The organism is Burkholderia sp. KJ006, assembly GCF_000262695.1.
GTDB lineage: Bacteria > Pseudomonadota > Gammaproteobacteria > Burkholderiales > Burkholderiaceae > Burkholderia > Burkholderia vietnamiensis.
Genome location: NC_017920.1, coordinates 716,650 through 733,138, shown reverse-complemented (window position 1 = coordinate 733,138; position 16,489 = coordinate 716,650). Strand labels below are relative to the sequence as shown.

Sequence of the window (16,489 nt, the reverse complement as noted above, 5' to 3'; positions counted from 1 at the left end):
TCGACTCACCACCATTGCGGCGAGCACGCGCAACACATCGACTGCGGCTCGCCCCGCAGCCGGGTCGTCCGGTCATCCACGGCAGCGGCTACACGTCGATTCCTTCGTCGAGCGCCGCATTCGCCTCCTGCGCACAAGCGATGCACGCAACGCACAAAAAAGCGGGGCAGCTCCCATCGAGCTGCCCCGCTTTTTACTTCAATCGACAGAAACCGCGCCTGCTCAGCGCCCGCCCGTCTTCTGCGTGCTGCCCGACTGCCGCCCGCGCACGAGCTTCCACAGCGCACCGAGCGCAACCGGCACGACGGCAGCGCCGATCCCCGCCAGCACGATCACGTTCAGGTACTGCCGGATGAACGGAATATTGCCGAAGAAGTAACCGAGCAGCACCAGCAGCAGCACCCACAGGAGCGCCCCGATCACGTTGAACAACTGGAAGCGCGTGAAGCTCATCGCCGATGCACCGGCGACGAACGGCGCGAACGTGCGCACCACCGGGATGAACCGCGCGAGCACGATCGTCTTGCCGCCATGCTTGTCGTAGAACGAATGCGTCTTCTGCAGCGCCGCGCGATCGAGGAAGCGCTCGAGCACCGGGATATGCGTATTGAACACCTTCGGCCCGATCCAGCGGCCGATCAGGTAGTTGACGGTATTGCCGGCCGTCGCCGCGACGAGCAGCAGCGCGATCAACGCGCCGACGTTCATGTCGCCGGTTGCCGCGAACGCACCGCCGATGAACAGCAGCGAATCGCCGGGCAGGAACGGCAGCACGACGAGCCCCGTCTCGCAGAACACGATCAGGAACAACACCAGATACACCCATGCGCCGTACTGCCGGATGAAGTCGCCGAGGAACGCGTCGATGTGCAGGACCAGGTTGACGAAATGAAGCAGCGTATCCAAATGCGATTCCTCGAAGGCGAAGGGCCGGACCGGCCGGAACAAGCGTGAACGCCCGCCGGACAAGGCGGCGCGCGCAACGGAGCCCCATGATACCGAAACTACCTTAAGGCTCCGTGAAAAAACGTAACGGCCGGCGGCTCCGGCACGCCGCCGCCGCGTCGCTATAATTCGGCCATGTCCGAAATCACCCAAACGGTCGCAGGCGACGCGTCCGCCCCTGCCCCGCGCCGCCTGCGCGCGATCCAGCCGCTGCCCGACCAGCTGATCAGCCAGATCGCGGCCGGCGAGGTCGTCGAGCGCCCGGCGTCGGTCGTCAAGGAATTGCTCGAGAACGCGATGGACGCCGGCGCGCGCTCGCTGCGCATCGTGCTCGAGGAAGGCGGCGTCAAGCGCATCTCGATCACCGACGACGGCTGCGGCATTCCGCCCGACGAGCTGCCGCTCGCGCTGATGCGCCACGCGACCAGCAAGATCCGCTCGCTCGAAGAGCTCGAGGCCGTGGCGACGCTCGGTTTTCGCGGCGAAGCGCTGGCGTCGATCGCGTCGGTCGCCGAGCTGGCGATCACCAGCCGCACGGCCGACGTCGCGCATGCGACGAAGATCGACGCGACGACCGGCGCGCTGTCGCCGGCCGCCGGCGCGGTCGGCACGACGATCGAGGTGCGCGAGCTGTACTTCAACACGCCCGCGCGCCGCAAATTCCTGAAAAGCGAGCAGACCGAGTTCGGCCACTGCATCGAAATGATCCGCCGCGCGGCGCTCGCGCGCCCGGACGTCGCGATCTCGGTGCTGCACAACGGCAAGGCCGTCGAGCACTGGAACGCGAGCGAGCCGGCGCAGCGCGTCGCGAAGATCCTCGGCGACGGCTTCGCGACCGCGCACCTGCCGCTCGACGAACGGGCCGGGCCGCTGGCCGTATACGGCTGCGCCGGCCTGCCGACCGCGAGCCGCGGCCGCGCGGACCAGCAATACTTCTTCGTGAACGGCCGCTTCGTGCGCGACAAGCTGCTCACGCACGCGGTGCGCGCCGCGTATGAGGACGTGCTGCACGGCGACCGCTATCCGTCCTACGTGCTGTTCCTCGACCTGCCGCCGGAAGCCGTCGACGTGAACGTGCATCCGTCGAAGATCGAAGTGCGCTTCCGCGATTCGCGCTCGATCCACCAATACGTGTTCCACGCGGTGCAGCGCGCGCTCGCGCGCCATGCGGGCGCGTCGCCGGACACGACCGCCGGCGGCCACGCCGCGCACCTCGAAGCCACGCCACGCGAGCCCGCCTCGTTCGGCGATACGCCGCTCGGTCAGCGCAGCGCGGCGGGCACGGGCGCGACGGGCTTCTCGCCGGCGGCTTCGTTCGGTGCGTCGTCGAGCTCCTCGTCCACTTCGTCCGCCTCGTCGCCCGGCAGCACGTGGATGCGTCAGGCGCGCATGACGCAGGGCACGCTGCCGGTCGCACAGCCGCTCGCGCTCTACGACGCGCTGTTCGGCCGCAAGGACACGGCCGACGGCACGCCGCTCGTCGCACGCGATTCCGCCGATCCAGCCGACCCGTCGCGCACTCCGCTGCCCGGCTTCGCCGCCATGCCGCTCACGGCCGCCGCGCACGACGAGCAGCCGCTCGGCTTCGCACTCGGCCAGATCCACGGGATCTATGTGCTCGCTCAAAACGCGCACGGCCTCGTGATCGTCGACATGCACGCGGCCCACGAACGAATTCTCTACGAGCAGTTCAAGAACGCGCTCGCCGATCGCACGGTCGCCGTGCAGTCGCTGCTGCTGCCGATATCGATGACGGCGACGCCGGTCGAGATCGGCACCGTCGAGGAAGAGCGCGACACGCTCGAATCGCTCGGCTTCGATCTCGCGGTGCTGTCGCCGACGACGCTCGCGATCCGCGCGGTGCCCGCGCTGCTGAAGGATGCCGACCTGCAGTCGCTCGCCCGCGCGGTGCTGGCCGATCTGCATGCGTTCGGCGGCTCGCGCGTGCTCACCGAGCGCCAGCACGAGCTGCTCGGCACGCTCGCGTGTCACCACGCGGTGCGCGCGAACCGGCGCCTGACGCTCGACGAGATGAACGCGCTGCTGCGGCAGATGGAAGCGACCGAGCGCGCCGATCAATGCAATCACGGCCGACCGACGTGGTATCAGCTGACGCTGAACGACCTCGACCGCCTGTTCATGCGCGGCCAATGAGCGTTTCGTTGCAGTCCCGTCCGACGACGATCGCATGCCTGCTCGGCCCCACCGCGTCCGGCAAGACGGCCGCCGCGCTCGCGCTGGCCGCGCGCCGGCCGATCGAGATCGTCAGCGTCGATTCGGCGCTGGTCTACCGCGACATGGATATCGGCACCGCGAAACCGACGCGCGACGAACGCGCGCGCGTGCCGCACCATCTGATCGACATCATCGACCCGGCCGATTCGTACTCGGCCGCGAGCTTTCGCGCGGACACGCTGCGGCTGATCGGCGAGATCGCCGCGCGCGGCAACACGCCGCTGCTCGCCGGCGGCACGATGCTGTACTACAAGGCGCTGACGCAGGGGCTCAACGACCTGCCGGGCGCCGACCCGGCGCTGCGCGCGGAACTCGATGCCGACGCCGCACGCGACGGCTGGCCCGCGCTTCATGCGCGGCTGGCGCGGATCGATCCGGCGACCGCCGCGCGGCTCGCGCCGAACGATGCGCAGCGCATCCAGCGCGCGCTCGAGGTGTGCATGCTGAGCGGGCAACCGATGTCCGCGCTGCTCGCCGCGCCGCGCGCCGCGGACGATGCGGCCGCCGCCTACCGCTTCGTGCCGGTCGCGCTCGAGCCGTCGGACCGCGCGGTGCTGCATGCGCGCATCGCGCAGCGCTTCGACGCGATGCTCGAGGCGGGCTTCATCGACGAAGTCGAACGACTGCGCCGCCGCGAGGATCTTCATCTGGGGCTGCCGTCGATGCGCTGCGTCGGCTACCGGCAGGCGTGGGAGTACCTCGACGGCGCCATCGACTACCGGACGATGCGCGACAAGGGCATCTTCGCGACGCGCCAGCTGTGCAAACGGCAGATCACGTGGCTGCGCGCGATGCCCGAACGGATCGTGGTCGACTGCATCGCACGCGACTCGACCGCGCAGGCGCTCGATGCGCTCGAGCGCGTGCTCGACGGCCGCGCCGCGCGCTGACGCGCCCGCGTCGCGAGCCGCCGCACTTACTGCGCGAGCGTCACGAGATTGGCGTCGCGCACCAGCTGCCAGCGGCCGTCGCGCTTGCGGAAGATCGTCAGCGTGTGGCCCGAGCGCCGCCCGGCGACGTCGCGTCGATCTCGATGAAATTGCGCAGATACGCCCAGTCGCCCATCACGCGCAGCTCGTCGATCCGGTAACGGCCGTCGACGGCCACCGCGTGCGCGCCGCGCGATACGGCCGCGAACGCCGCCTTGTCGAACGGCGGCTGGCCGGCGACCATGAAGATCGCATCGTCGGCGATCAGGTCGAGCACGGTCGCCAGATCGCCGCGGCGGCTCGACACGAACCAGGTTTCCACCAGCGCGCGAATCGCGTGTTCGTCTTCGGTCATCGTCGTTCCTCCTTCAATGCCGCATCGGCACGCCCGCGCCGAGCGCGAAAAAAAACCGCCCGGATCGTCTCCGGGCGGCTTTCGTCACTGCATGCTGCGGCGGCGCGTCAGACCACGACCGTCTGCGCCTCGCCTTCGCGGCTCGCACGTACGGTGCCGATCTTCCACACCTGCTCGCCGGCGGCCGTCAGGTCGGCGATCGCCGCGTCCGCATCGGCTGCCGCGACGATCACGGCCATCCCGATCCCGCAGTTGAACACGCGGTGCATTTCGGCGTCCGCAACGCCGCCGTGCTCCTGCAGCCACTTGAACAGCGGCGGCAGCGGCCAGGCGTTCTGGTCGAGCTCGGCGGTGAGGCCTTCGCGCAGCACGCGCGGAATGTTCTCGACGAGGCCGCCGCCGGTGATGTGCGCCATGCCCTTCACCGTCAGCTTCTGCATCAGCGCGAGCAGCGGCTTCACGTAGATGCGGGTGGGCGCCATCAGCGTGTCCGCCAGCGAGCGGCCGTGGAAATCGGCCGACAGGTCGGGGTTCGCGCGCTCGATGATCTTGCGCACCAGCGAGAAGCCGTTCGAGTGGATGCCGCTCGATGCGAGGCCGAGCACCACGTCGCCTGCGCCGATCGTGCTGCCGTCGATGATCTTGCTCTTCTCGACCGCGCCGACCGCAAAACCGGCCAGGTCGTATTCGCCGTCCGGGTACATGCCCGGCATCTCGGCCGTTTCGCCGCCGATCAGCGCGCAGCCCGACAGCTCGCAGCCATGGGCGATGCCCTTGACGACGGTCGCGGCCGTGTCGACGTCGAGCTTGCCGCAGGCGAAGTAGTCGAGGAAGAACAGCGGCTCGGCGCCTTGCACGAGGATGTCGTTCACGCTCATCGCGACCAGATCCTGGCCGACGGTGTCGTGTTTGTTCAGATGAAATGCGAGCTTCAGCTTGGTGCCCACGCCGTCGGTGCCCGACACGAGCACGGGCTCCCGGTACTTCTTCGGCACTTCGAACAGCGCGCCGAAGCCGCCGATGCCGCCGAGCACGCCGTCGCGCAGCGTTTTCTTCGCAAAAGGCTTGATCTTGTCGATGAGCGCGTCGCCCGCGTCGATGTCGACGCCTGCGTCGCGGTAGGACAGACCCTGAGCGTCGGGAGCGGATTTCGGAGGATTCATGGGGGAATGCGAGAAGGTCGGTAAAATGCGATTTTACCCGAAGCCGGCCCGTTGGCCGGAATTCCCAGCACCGATTCGTCAGGGATTGCATCTTGGTCGACACGTCCCCGTTTTTCCCGCTCCGCGAGCCGTGCGCCACGCTGCGCACGCGGATGCGCGCGGCCACGCGGGCGGCCGGTGTCGGCGCGATCCCCGGTGCGTGCCCCGCGTACGGCACGCGTTTCGTCAACCGCCTCGCATTGTGACCGTCGTGACCCGTCAACTGACGCTCGATCTCGGCACGCCGCCGCCCGCCACGTTCGACAACTTCATCATGAACGAGGAGAACGACGAGCTCGTGTCGCGGCTCCAGAAGCTCGACCTCGCGCTCGCGGCGGGCCCCGTGCCGGACCGGTCGTTCTACATCTGGGGCGAGCCGGGCAGCGGCCGCACCCACCTGCTGCAGGCGCTCGTGAGCGACGCGTCGTACGGCTATGCGCGCTACCTGACGCCGCAGAGCCCGCTCGGCGCGTTCACGTTCGACCCGCGCATCGGCATCTACGCGATCGACGACTGCGACAAGATGAGCGACACGCAGCAGGTCGCGCTGTTCAACCTGTTCAACGAAGTCCGCGCGCATCCGTCGAGCGCGTTCGTGGCCGCGGGCCCCGCGGCCCCGCTCGCGCTCGACGTGCGCGAAGACCTGCGCACGCGGCTCGGCTGGGGGCTGGTGTTCCACCTGTCGCCGCCGTCCGACGCCGGCAAGATCGCCGTGCTGAAGCTCGCGGCGAAGGAGCGCGGCATCGCGCTCACCGATGACATCGCCGCGTACCTGCTGACCCATTTCCGCCGTGACATGCCGAGCCTGATGGCGCTGCTCGACGCGCTCGACCGCTTCTCGCTCGAGCAGAAGCGCGCGGTCACGCTGCCGCTGCTGCGCCGGATGCTGGCGCGCCCGGGCGACGACATCGCGCCGCCCGGCACAGGCCCGAACCGCTTCGAGTAAAATGCCCTTCCATGACTAATCTGGCACTCTTTGACCTCGATCACACGCTGATCCCGACCGATAGCGACCACGAATGGGGTCGCTTCATGGTGAAGCTCGGCATCGTCGACGCGGAAAGCTTCTCGCGTCAGAACGATCAGTTCTTCGCCGACTACAAGGCCGGCAAGCTCGACATCCACGCGTACCTGTGCGCGATGCTCACGCCGCTCGCGAAGTATTCGCGCGCGCAGCTGGCCGAATGGCACGAGCAGTACATGCACGAGGTGATCCGCCCCGCGATGACGCCCGCCGCGCTCGAGCTGGTGCGCAAGCACCTCGACGCCGGCGACCTGTGCTGCGTCGTGACGGCGACCAACGAATTCATCACGCGCCCGATTGCGACCGCGTTCGGCGTCGAGACGCTGATCGCGTGCGAAGTCGAAACGACCGACGGGCATCCCGACTCGCCGTACACGGGCCGGCCGACCGGCACGCCGAGCTATCGCGAAGGCAAGATCGTGCGCACCGAAGCATGGCTCGCGTCGCTCGGCAAGCACTGGGACGACTTCGAGCACAGCTACTTCTACAGCGACTCGCACAACGACATCCCGTTGCTCGAGAAAGTCACCGACCCGATCGCGACCAACCCCGACGACACGCTGCGCGCGCATGCAAGCAACCGCGGCTGGCGCATCCTGGACCTCTTCTGAACGTCGTGATCAAAAAATTCATTCGCAAGCTGCTCGGCCAGGACGGCGCCGAGCAAGCGGCCCCGGCCGCAGCAGCCTCAGCTTCTGCCTCTGCCTCGGCCGAACCGCCCGCCACTTCGCCGCGCGCCGCCAAGGGCAGCCGCAGCACCGCCGCGGCGAAGAAGCCGCGCAGCAACCACGAACCGACCGTCGTGCCGGCCAGCGTGCACCGGATCGATCCGTCGCTGATCTCGAAGAACGCGGTGCGCGTGACCGACACGCTGCAGCAGGCGGGCTTCCGTGCGTTCATCGTCGGCGGCGCGGTGCGCGACCTGCTGTTCGGGATCGCGCCGAAGGACTTCGACGTCGCGACCGACGCGACGCCGACCGAGGTGCAGCGCCTGTTCCGCCGCGCCCGCCTGATCGGCCGCCGCTTCCAGATCGTGCACGTGCAGTTCGGTCAGGAGCTGATCGAGGTGTCGACGTTCCGCGCGCTGGTCGATGCGCCGCCCGAGGCCGCGCCGGCCGAGCCGCCGAAGCGCCTGAAGCGCGACGAGCTCGATCGCCGTACGCATGCGGTCGACGCGAGCGGCCGCGTGCTGCGCGACAACGTCTGGGGCGAGCAGCACGAAGACGCGGCGCGCCGCGACTTCACGATCAACGCGATGTACTACGACCCGTCGACGCAGACGGTGCTCGATTACCACGACGGGATGGCCGACATGCGCGCCCGTCTGCTGCGGATGATCGGCGATCCGGCCACCCGCTATCGCGAGGATCCGGTGCGGATGCTGCGCGTGGTGCGCTTCGCGGCGAAGCTCGGCTTCGAGATCGAGCCGCACACGCGCGAGCCGATCAAGCCGCTGGCCGACCTGATCAACAACGTGCCGGCCGCGCGCCTGTTCGACGAGATGCTGAAGCTGCTGCTGTCGGGCCACGCGCTCGCGTGCCTGAAGCAGCTGCGCGAGCAGGGGCTGCACCACGGGCTGCTGCCGCTGCTCGACGTCGTGCTCGAACAGCCGCAGGGCGAGAAGTTCATCACGCTCGCGCTGAACAACACCGACGCGCGCGTGCGCGCCGGCAAGCCGGTGTCGCCCGGCTTCCTGTTTGCGACGCTGCTGTGGCACGACATGCGCCAGCGCTTCGAGCAATACTCGGCCGACGGCGAATTCCCGGTGCCGGCCCTCCATCGCGCGATGGACGACGTGCTCGACATGCAGACCGAGAAGCTCGCGATCCACAAGCGCTACTCGGCCGACATGCGCGAGATCTGGGGCCTGCAGCTGCGCCTCGAGAAGCGCTCGGGCCGCAGCGCGATGCGGCTGCTGGAACACCAAAGATTTAGAGCGGGGTATGATTTCCTCCTGTTACGCTGCGAATCCGGCGAGCTCGATGCAGAGGTCGGCCAGTGGTGGACGGATTTCATCGAAGGCGATGCAGCCGCGCGTGAGGCCCTCCTCACGCAGGGCGGTCCGAAGGAAAAATCGCCGCGCAAGCGGCGCCGCCGCGGCGGCGCGCGAAACCGCCAGCCGGGCGAAGGTGCAGCCGAGCAGTCGCGGGACACCGAGGGCGGTTCGGGCGACTGACGCTCGCTGGCGAACGACGTAGGAAGTGATGCCATGACGGTTGCATATATCGGACTGGGGGCGAATCTCGGCGATGCGCGCCAGACTCTGAAGGACGCGGTGGTGTGCCTGGCACAGCAGCGCGCCATCTCGGTCCTCGGCAAATCGAGCCTGTATCGCACGGCGCCGTTCGAAGCGAGCGGCGACGATTACTACAACTGCGTCGTCAAGCTCGACACGACGCTGTCGGCCCGCGAGCTGCTCGCGCTCTGCCAGAAGATCGAACATCACTTCGGGCGCGAGCGCCCGTATCGCAACGCACCGCGCACGCTCGACCTCGACATCCTGCTGTTCGGCACCGATGCGATCGACGAGCCCGACCTGATCGTCCCGCATCCCCGCCTCACCGACCGCGCCTTCGCGCTCGTGCCGCTCGTCGAAATCGACCCGGCGCTCGACATCCCGCTGCGCGGCCGCGCCGACGCATTTCTCGCGGCCGTCGCCGATCAGCGCGTCGAGAAGGTGCAGACCTGCCAATGCCTGATGCAGAAGGCCCTCGCCGCCGGCGCAGACGCCGACAAGAACCGCTGCCGATGAACAATGCTCCGCTGACCGTCACCGCGCCCGATCTGCGCGCCCCGCACCGCTACCTGGTGATCGAAGGCCCGATCGGCGTCGGCAAGACGACGCTGGCGCGCCTGCTCGCCGAACGCTGGTCGATGCAGGCGCTGCTCGAGCGCCCGCAGGACAACCCGTTTCTCGAACGCTTCTACCGCGACACCGCGCGCTACGCGCTGCCCGCGCAGCTCGCGTTCGCGCTGCAGCGCGCGCAGCAGGCGCGCGAGCTGCTCGGCGCGCTCGACACCGGCCGGCCGGTGGTCGCCGATTTCATGCCGCAGAAGAACGACATCTTCGCGCGGCTGAACCTGCCGGAAGACGAATGGCAGCTGTACCGCGCGATCGCCGCGCACGTCGACGTACCGCAGGCGCCCGCGCCCGATCTGGTCGTCTATCTGCAGGCGAGCCCCGAGGTGCTGTTCTCGCGCATCCAGAAGCGCGGCCTGCCGATGGAGCTGCAGATCAGCGACGCGTACCTGCGCGCGCTGGTCGACGCCTACAACGAATTCTTCTATCACTACGACCGCACGCCGGTACTGACGGTCGCTGCCGAACATCTGAACCCGCTGGATTCCCCCGAAGACCTCGCGCTGCTGATCGAGCGCATCGACACGATGCGCGGCCGCAAGGAATTCTTCGTCAAGGGCGAGACGACGCGCTGACGCGCGCACCGCCCGCCGTTCCTCCCCCATTCGAACCGGATTTCCCCATGACCTATCTCCAGGAATCGAGCCGGCCTGCGATCACTGTGCCGAAGCTGCAGGCAATGCGCGAAGCCGGCGAGAAGATCGCGATGCTGACCTGCTACGACGCGAGCTTCGCCGCGCTGCTCGATCGCGCCGGCACCGACGTGCTGCTGATCGGCGACTCGCTCGGCAACGTGCTGCAAGGCCACACGACCACGCTGCCCGTGTCGCTCGACGACATCGCGTACCACACCGCGTGCGTCGCGCGCGTGCAGCCGCGCGCGCTGGTCGTCGCCGATCTGCCGTTCGGCACCTACGGCACGCCCGCAGAAGCGTTCGCCCATTCGGTCGCGCTGATGCGCGCGGGCGCGCAGATGGTCAAGCTCGAAGGCGGCGAATGGCTCGCCGACACGATCCGCTTTCTCGTCGAACGCTCGGTGCCGGTGTGCGCGCATCTCGGCCTCACGCCGCAGTCGGTGCATGCGTTCGGCGGCTTCAAGGTTCAGGGCCGCACCGAAGCCGGCGCCGCGCAGTTGCTGCGCGACGCGCGCGCGATCGAGGACGCCGGCGCGCAGCTCGTCGTGCTCGAAGCGGTGCCGACGCTCGTGGCCGCCGAAGTCACGCACATGCTGAAGATCCCGACGATCGGGATCGGCGCGGGGCTCGATTGCTCGGGCCAGGTGCTGGTGCTGCACGACATGCTGGGCATCTTCCCCGGCAAGCGGCCGCGCTTCGTGAAGGATTTCATGCAAGGCCAGCCGAGCATCCAGGCCGCCGTCGAAGCGTACGTCAGCGCGGTGAAGGAGCGCACGTTCCCCGGCCCCGAGCATTCGTTCTGATACACGGGCCGGCCGCTCGCTCGCCGGGCGCGCGGCCCGGACAAAAGAAGCGCGGCGTCCTGTACGGGACGCCGCGCGGGCCGTCAGTGCATCATTTCAACACGGCGTCGAGCGCGCCGCGCAGCGCGTTGGTCAGCAGCAGCGCATCCGCGCGCGCGACGTCGTCGCGCGTGACGATCCGCTCGAGCGCGTCGAACGCCGGATCGTCGAGCAGCACGCCGCGCATCACGCCCGGCAGCACGCCGCTCGCCAGCGGCGGCGTGACCCAGCGCCCGTCGAGCTTCACGAACAGGTTCGAGCGACCGCCTTCGGTCACCTCGCCGCGCTCGTTGACGAACAGCATGTCGAAGCCGCCGAGCGCCTCGGCCGCCTGCCATGCGCGGTCGTATTCGGCACGGTGGGTCGTCTTGTGCAGCAGCAGCGCGTCGTCGCTGCGCGTCGGCGCGAAGCCGTGCGCAGACGCAAGCATCACACCGACCGGCCCCGCCGGCAGCGGCTGCAGCGCCGCGACGGTGATCTCGAGCGTGCCGTCCTTCGCGAGCGCGAGCTTCATCCGGTACGGGCCGTCGCCGTCGAGCGCCGCGCAGCGCGCGTCGATCGCGCGGCGCAACGCGGCGGCGTCGAAGCGAAAGCCGAACGCGTCGGCGCTGCGTTGCAGCCGGGCGAGATGGCGCTCGACGTGGCGGATGCCGGTCGCGCGCGTCGCGGCGGTGGTTTCGAACAAGCGGAAGCCGGGATCGGCGTCGGTCAGGAAACGCGCTTTCAATTCGCACTCCGCGTATTCGTCGGCGGCCACGCTGTCGAGGACGATGCCCGCGCCGACGCCCATCGTGCCGCGCCAACGGCCGGTAGAGGCGGCGGCGCGCTCTCCGTGTGCCGCGGCGGCGGCTGTGGCAGGAGAACCCACCGGGGGGATCGCGGTGGGTGCTTCGGGTGCTTCGGGTGCTTCGGGTGCTTCGGGTGCTTGAGGTGCTTGAGGTGCTTGGGATGCTCTGTGTGCTTCAGGTGCTTCCAACGCCGCGACTGCTTCAGCCGCCTCGATCATCAGCGTCCGGATCGCGACCGACAGGCAGAAGTCGCCGCAACCGGCCGCGCCGCTCGACGCCCCGTGCGGCGCATCGAGCCAGCCGATCGCACCCGTGTAGAGCCCGCGCGGCGTCGCCTCGATCGCATCGATCAGCTCCATCGTCTTGTGCTTCGGCGCGCCGGTGATCGACCCGCACGGAAACAGCGCGCGCAGCATCTGCGCGAACGTGGTGCCATCGCGCCAGCCGGCCTCGACGGTCGACGTCATCTGCCACACCGACGCATACGGCTCGACCGAGAACAGCGCCGGCACCTTCACCGAGCCCGTGCGGGCGATGCGCGACACGTCGTTGCGCAGCAGGTCGACGATCATCACGTTTTCGGCGCGGTTCTTCGGATCGTTCGCGAGGAACGCGGCCGCCGCGGCATCTTCGTGCGGATCGGCCGAGCGCGGTGCGGTGCCCTTCATCGGCCGCGCGCGCAGCACGTCGCCGTGCTTCTCGACGAACAGCTCCGGCGAACACGATACGACCCACCCGCCGTCGGGCAGCGCGATCAGCGCGCCGTAACGCACCGGCTGACGCGCGCGCAGCCGCCGGTACAGCGCGAGCGGCGTGCCGAACATGTCGAAATTCAGCCGATACGTGTAGTTGATCTGGTACGAATCGCCCGCGCGCAGCGCGTCGTGCACGGCCGCTATCGCCGCGTCGAATGCGTCGCGCGACACGCTCTTGGCGACATGCGCGACGCCCGCGATCGACGGCGGGCCGCCGCCGTCCTGCTGCGCGAGCCATGCGTCGGCTTCGTCGCGCGACAGGCGCTCGCAGCGCGCATACAGCAAAAAGCGCAGCGGGGCGTCGCCCGGCTGCGCTCGTTGCAGATTGCGCCCGAATTCGTAATCGCCGACGACGACCGCGTGCAGCCCGTCGCGCAGATCCTGCGCGAGCGCCGCGTCGACCTCGTCGAGCCGTGCCGGATCCGTGCAGACGCGTTCGTGCACGAAACCGGAATACAAACGACTCGACCGCTCGGACGCGGTCGAGTCGCAATCGTCCAAGAGCGCGAACGACGCGCTCTCGCAGCCTTCAGTCATGCGTTCACTCGAAGAAGCTCTTCATGCGGTCGAACCAGCTCTTGCTCTGCGGGCTGTGACGCGCACCGCCCTCGGCCAGCGACTTCTCGAACTGCTTGAGCAGGTCGCGCTGCTGGTCGGTCAGCTTCACCGGCGTCTCGACCTGCACGTGCACGTACAGATCGCCGGCGATGCTCGAGCGCAGCCCCTTGATGCCCTTGCCGCGCAGCCGGAACGTCTTGCCCGACTGCGTGCCTTCCGGCACCGGGAACGACGCGCGGCCGGCCAGCGTCGGCACCTCGATCTCGCCGCCGAGCGCGGCGGTCGTGAACGGGATCGGCATCTGGCAGTGCAGATCGTCGCCGTCGCGCTCGAACACCGCGTGCGGCTTGATGTGGATCTCGACGTACAGGTCGCCCGGCGGCCCGCCGTTGATGCCCGGCTCGCCGTTGCCGGCCGAGCGGATCCGCATCCCGTCGTCGATGCCGGCCGGGATCTTCACCTCGAGCGTCTTGGTTTCCTTCACCTTGCCCGAGCCATGGCAGTGCGCGCACGGTTCGGGGATGTAGGTGCCGGTGCCGTGACACTTCGGGCAGGTCTGCTGGATGCTGAAGAAGCCCTGCGACATGCGCACCGTGCCCTGGCCGTGACAGGTCGGGCAGGTTTCCGGCTTCGTGCCGGGCTTCGCGCCCGAGCCGTGACAGACTTCGCACGACACCCAGCTCGGCACGCGGATCTGCGTATCGTAGCCGTGCGCGGCCTGCTCCAGCGTGATCTCCATGCTGTAGCGCAGGTCCGCGCCGCGATACACCTGCGGGCCGCCGCGGCCGCCGCGCGCGGCGCCGCCCGCGGCCTGACCGAAGATGTCGCCGAAGATGTCGCCGAACGCATCCGCGAAGCCGCCGAAGCCCTGACCGCCCGCGCCGGCCATGTTCGGATCGACGCCCGCGTGGCCGTACTGGTCGTACGCTGCACGCTTCTGGCCGTCCGACAGCATTTCATAGGCTTCCTTCGCCTCCTTGAAATGCTCTTCCGCATCCTTGTTGTCCGGATTGCGGTCGGGGTGGTACTTCATCGCAAGCTTGCGATATGCCTTCTTGATTTCGTCGTCGCTCGCATTCTTCGCGACGCCCAGAACCTCGTAGTAATCCCGTTTCGCCATATCGATTCACTGTGCCGCCACGCATCGCGCACGCGGCGGCTCCTTTCGCCCGCAGTAAAGTCTCTCGACTCGTCTGGCGCTGCACCGTCCGCGGACGGCTCACGCAGCACCCGCCAAAAAACAAATGTGCCCGGAGGGCCGCGAGGCCCGCCAGGCGTGGAGTCGATCCGGCCATCCGGAAGGAAAGACAGACCGCTGTTCAGCCGCACCGCACACCGCGCGTCGTGCGCGGCGTGCGGTGCCATGGCAACCCGGCTTAGTCCTTCTTCACTTCCTTGAACTCGGCGTCGACGACGTCGTCAGCTGCCTGCTGCGCGCCGCCCGCATGGGCCGCGCCTTCCGCTGCACCTGCCGCGCCCGCCGCACCGGCCTGCTGCGCCTGCATGTCGGCGTACATCTTTTCGCCGAGCTTCTGCGAAGCCTTGCCGAGCTCCTCGACCTTCGCGTCGATCGCCGCCTTGTCGGCCGACGTATCCTTCAGGACGTCCTCGAGCGACTTCAGCGCCGCTTCGATCTTTTCCTTCTCGCCCGCGTCCAGCTTGTCGCCGTACTCGGTGAGCGCCTTCTTCGTGCTGTGGACGAGCGCGTCGCCCTGGTTGCGCGAATCGGCCAGCTCACGCAGCTTGTGGTCTTCCGCCGCGTTCGCTTCCGCGTCCTTGATCATCTGGTCGATTTCGGCATCAGACAGGCCCGAGTTCGCCTTGATCGTGATCTTGTTTTCCTTGCCGGTCGCCTTGTCCTTCGCGCCGACGTGCAGGATGCCGTTCGCGTCGATGTCGAAGGTCACTTCGATCTGCGGCACGCCGCGCGGTGCGGGCGGGATGCCTTCGAGGTTGAACTCGCCGAGCAGCTTGTTGCCCGCGGCCATCTCGCGTTCGCCCTGGAACACCTTGATCGTCACGGCCGACTGGTTGTCGTCCGCCGTCGAATACACCTGCGAGTGCTTCGTCGGGATCGTCGTGTTCTTGGTGATCATCTTCGTCATCACGCCGCCGAGCGTCTCGATGCCGAGCGACAGCGGGGTCACGTCGAGCAGCAGCACGTCCTTGCGGTCGCCCGACAGAACCTGGCCCTGGATCGCCGCGCCAACCGCGACGGCTTCGTCCGGGTTCACGTCACGGCGCGGTTCCTTGCCGAAGAACTCCTTCACCTTCTCCTGCACCTTCGGCATGCGGGTCTGGCCGCCGACCAGGATCACGTCGTCGATGTCCGACACCTTGACGCCGGCGTCCTTGATCGCGATGCGGCACGGTTCGATCGTGCGCTCGACGAGGTCTTCCACCAGCGCTTCCAGCTTCGCGCGGGTGATCTTCAGGTTCAAGTGCTTCGGACCCGATGCGTCCGCCGTGATGTACGGCAGGTTGATTTCGGTCTGCTGGCTCGACGACAGCTCGATCTTCGCCTTTTCGGCCGCTTCCTTCAGGCGCTGCAGCGCGAGCACGTCCTTCGACAGGTCGACGCCCTGCTCCTTCTTGAACTCGCCGATGATGTAATCGATGATGCGCTGGTCGAAGTCTTCGCCGCCGAGGAACGTGTCGCCGTTGGTCGACAGCACTTCGAACTGCATTTCGCCGTCGACGTCCGCGATTTCGATGATCGACACGTCGAACGTACCGCCGCCGAGGTCGTACACGGCGATCTTGCGGTCACCCTTCTCTGCCTTGTCGAGGCCGAACGCGAGCGCCGCGGCGGTCGGCTCGTTGATGATCCGCTTGACTTCGAGGCCCGCGATGCGGCCGGCGTCCTTGGTCGCCTGACGCTGGCTGTCGTTGAAGTACGCCGGCACCGTGATCACGGCTTCCGTGACCGGCTCGCCGAGGTAGTCTTCGGCCGTCTTCTTCATCTTGCGCAGCACTTCAGCCGAAATCTGCGGCGGCGCGAGCTTCTCGCCGTGCGCTTCAACCCATGCGTCGCCGTTGTCGGCCTTGATGATCGCGTACGGCATCAGGCCGATGTCCTTCTGGACTTCCTTCTCTTCGAAGCGACGGCCGATCAGGCGCTTCACCGCGAACAGCGTGTTCTTCGGGTTGGTCACGGACTGACGCTTGGCCGGTGCGCCGACGAGCACTTCGTTATCGTCCATGTAGGCGATGATCGACGGCGTCGTGCGCGCGCCTTCCGAGTTCTCAATGACCTTGACCTGATTGCCTTCCATGATGGCGACGCACGAGTTCGTGGTGCCGAGGTCAATACCGATGATCTTTCCCATTTTTCCTAATCTCCAGAAATGCCTGTTTGCTG

At 68.1% G+C, this 16,489-nt stretch carries 14 protein-coding genes and 1 pseudogene; 9 read left to right on the top strand and 6 right to left on the bottom strand.

Annotated elements, in window-relative coordinates:
* Positions 1-222 precede the first annotated feature (222 nt).
* Positions 223-906, bottom strand: a complete 684-nt coding sequence (locus MYA_RS03290; RefSeq protein WP_014722494.1) for a DedA family protein — start codon at positions 904-906, stop codon at positions 223-225.
* Positions 907-1,080: 174 nt separating this feature from the next.
* On the opposite strand from MYA_RS03290, the gene mutL reads away from it, so the two are divergent.
* Together mutL and miaA are read left to right on the top strand one after the other, a co-directional pair.
* A complete protein-coding gene (gene mutL, locus MYA_RS03285; protein ID WP_014722493.1) occupies positions 1,081-3,099 on the top strand; it encodes a DNA mismatch repair endonuclease MutL in 2,019 nt (672 codons plus the stop codon).
* Positions 3,096-4,070 carry a tRNA (adenosine(37)-N6)-dimethylallyltransferase MiaA gene (gene miaA, locus MYA_RS03280; protein WP_041493758.1) on the top strand — a complete coding sequence of 325 codons (975 nt, stop codon included), beginning with the start codon at positions 3,096-3,098 and terminating at the stop codon, positions 4,068-4,070. The genes mutL and miaA overlap by 4 nt, the downstream gene beginning before the upstream one ends.
* A gap of 26 nt (positions 4,071-4,096) precedes the next feature.
* Here the strand turns inward: miaA and MYA_RS03275 are convergent.
* Together MYA_RS03275 and purM are read right to left on the bottom strand one after the other, a co-directional pair.
* A pseudogene (locus MYA_RS03275) lies at positions 4,097-4,464 on the bottom strand (YybH family protein).
* A 107-nt stretch (positions 4,465-4,571) separates the two neighbouring features.
* Positions 4,572-5,627 carry a phosphoribosylformylglycinamidine cyclo-ligase gene (purM, locus tag MYA_RS03270; protein ID WP_011883372.1) on the bottom strand — a complete coding sequence of 352 codons (1,056 nt, stop codon included), beginning with the start codon at positions 5,625-5,627 and terminating at the stop codon, positions 4,572-4,574.
* 92 nt (positions 5,628-5,719) lie between these two features.
* Between purM and MYA_RS31820 the strand changes: the two genes are divergently transcribed.
* The 7 genes from MYA_RS31820 to panB are packed head-to-tail and all read left to right on the top strand — an operon-like array spanning position 5,720 to position 10,988.
* Positions 5,720-5,872, top strand: a complete 153-nt coding sequence (locus MYA_RS31820) for a hypothetical protein (protein ID WP_162471374.1) — start codon at positions 5,720-5,722, stop codon at positions 5,870-5,872.
* Positions 5,873-5,877: 5 nt separating this feature from the next.
* Positions 5,878-6,612, top strand: coding sequence for a DnaA regulatory inactivator Hda (hda, locus tag MYA_RS03265; RefSeq protein WP_011883371.1), 735 nt, complete (start codon positions 5,878-5,880; stop codon positions 6,610-6,612).
* Positions 6,613-6,623: 11 nt separating this feature from the next.
* A complete protein-coding gene (locus tag MYA_RS03260; RefSeq protein WP_011883370.1) occupies positions 6,624-7,301 on the top strand; it encodes an HAD family hydrolase in 678 nt (225 codons plus the stop codon).
* Positions 7,302-7,306: 5 nt separating this feature from the next.
* Positions 7,307-8,866 (top strand): polynucleotide adenylyltransferase PcnB, encoded by a 1,560-nt coding sequence (gene pcnB / locus MYA_RS03255; protein WP_014722490.1) that lies wholly within the window; start codon positions 7,307-7,309, stop codon positions 8,864-8,866.
* A 33-nt stretch (positions 8,867-8,899) separates the two neighbouring features.
* On the top strand, positions 8,900-9,442 hold the full coding sequence (folK, locus tag MYA_RS03250) for a 2-amino-4-hydroxy-6-hydroxymethyldihydropteridine diphosphokinase (protein ID WP_011883368.1): 543 nt from the start codon (positions 8,900-8,902) through the stop codon (positions 9,440-9,442).
* Positions 9,439-10,125, top strand: a complete 687-nt coding sequence (locus MYA_RS03245; protein WP_014722489.1) for a deoxynucleoside kinase — start codon at positions 9,439-9,441, stop codon at positions 10,123-10,125. The genes folK and MYA_RS03245 overlap by 4 nt, the downstream gene beginning before the upstream one ends.
* 47 nt (positions 10,126-10,172) lie before the next feature.
* Positions 10,173-10,988 (top strand): 3-methyl-2-oxobutanoate hydroxymethyltransferase, encoded by an 816-nt coding sequence (gene panB / locus MYA_RS03240; protein WP_014722488.1) that lies wholly within the window; start codon positions 10,173-10,175, stop codon positions 10,986-10,988.
* Positions 10,989-11,079: 91 nt separating this feature from the next.
* On the opposite strand, the gene MYA_RS03235 is transcribed toward panB, so the two are convergent.
* From MYA_RS03235 to dnaK, 3 genes are all read right to left on the bottom strand, one after another.
* Positions 11,080-13,107: an aminodeoxychorismate synthase component I gene (locus MYA_RS03235; RefSeq protein WP_014722487.1), complete on the bottom strand. Its 2,028-nt coding sequence runs from the start codon at positions 13,105-13,107 to the stop codon at positions 11,080-11,082.
* A 4-nt stretch (positions 13,108-13,111) separates the two neighbouring features.
* Positions 13,112-14,248 carry a molecular chaperone DnaJ gene (gene dnaJ, locus MYA_RS03230; protein ID WP_011883359.1) on the bottom strand — a complete coding sequence of 379 codons (1,137 nt, stop codon included), beginning with the start codon at positions 14,246-14,248 and terminating at the stop codon, positions 13,112-13,114.
* Between the two features lie 256 nt (positions 14,249-14,504).
* Positions 14,505-16,457, bottom strand: a complete 1,953-nt coding sequence (gene dnaK / locus MYA_RS03225) for a molecular chaperone DnaK (protein WP_011883357.1) — start codon at positions 16,455-16,457, stop codon at positions 14,505-14,507.
* Between the last annotated feature and the right edge of the window lie 32 nt (positions 16,458-16,489).

Bases quoted from the DNA above. Each gene is read 5' to 3' on its own strand.
- mutL (WP_014722493.1), top strand. From the start codon at position 1,081: ATGTCCGAAATCACCCAAACGGTCGCAGGCGACGCGTCCGCCCCTGCC.
- miaA (WP_041493758.1), top strand. From the start codon at position 3,096: ATGAGCGTTTCGTTGCAGTCCCGTCCGACGACGATCGCATGCCTGCTC.
- purM (WP_011883372.1), bottom strand. From the start codon at position 5,627: ATGAATCCTCCGAAATCCGCTCCCGACGCTCAGGGTCTGTCCTACCGC.
- MYA_RS03260 (WP_011883370.1), top strand. From the start codon at position 6,624: ATGACTAATCTGGCACTCTTTGACCTCGATCACACGCTGATCCCGACC.
- folK (WP_011883368.1), top strand. From the start codon at position 8,900: ATGACGGTTGCATATATCGGACTGGGGGCGAATCTCGGCGATGCGCGC.
- MYA_RS03245 (WP_014722489.1), top strand. From the start codon at position 9,439: ATGAACAATGCTCCGCTGACCGTCACCGCGCCCGATCTGCGCGCCCCG.
- panB (WP_014722488.1), top strand. From the start codon at position 10,173: ATGACCTATCTCCAGGAATCGAGCCGGCCTGCGATCACTGTGCCGAAG.
- MYA_RS03235 (WP_014722487.1), bottom strand. From the start codon at position 13,107: ATGACTGAAGGCTGCGAGAGCGCGTCGTTCGCGCTCTTGGACGATTGC.
- dnaJ (WP_011883359.1), bottom strand. From the start codon at position 14,248: ATGGCGAAACGGGATTACTACGAGGTTCTGGGCGTCGCGAAGAATGCG.
- dnaK (WP_011883357.1), bottom strand. From the start codon at position 16,457: ATGGGAAAGATCATCGGTATTGACCTCGGCACCACGAACTCGTGCGTC.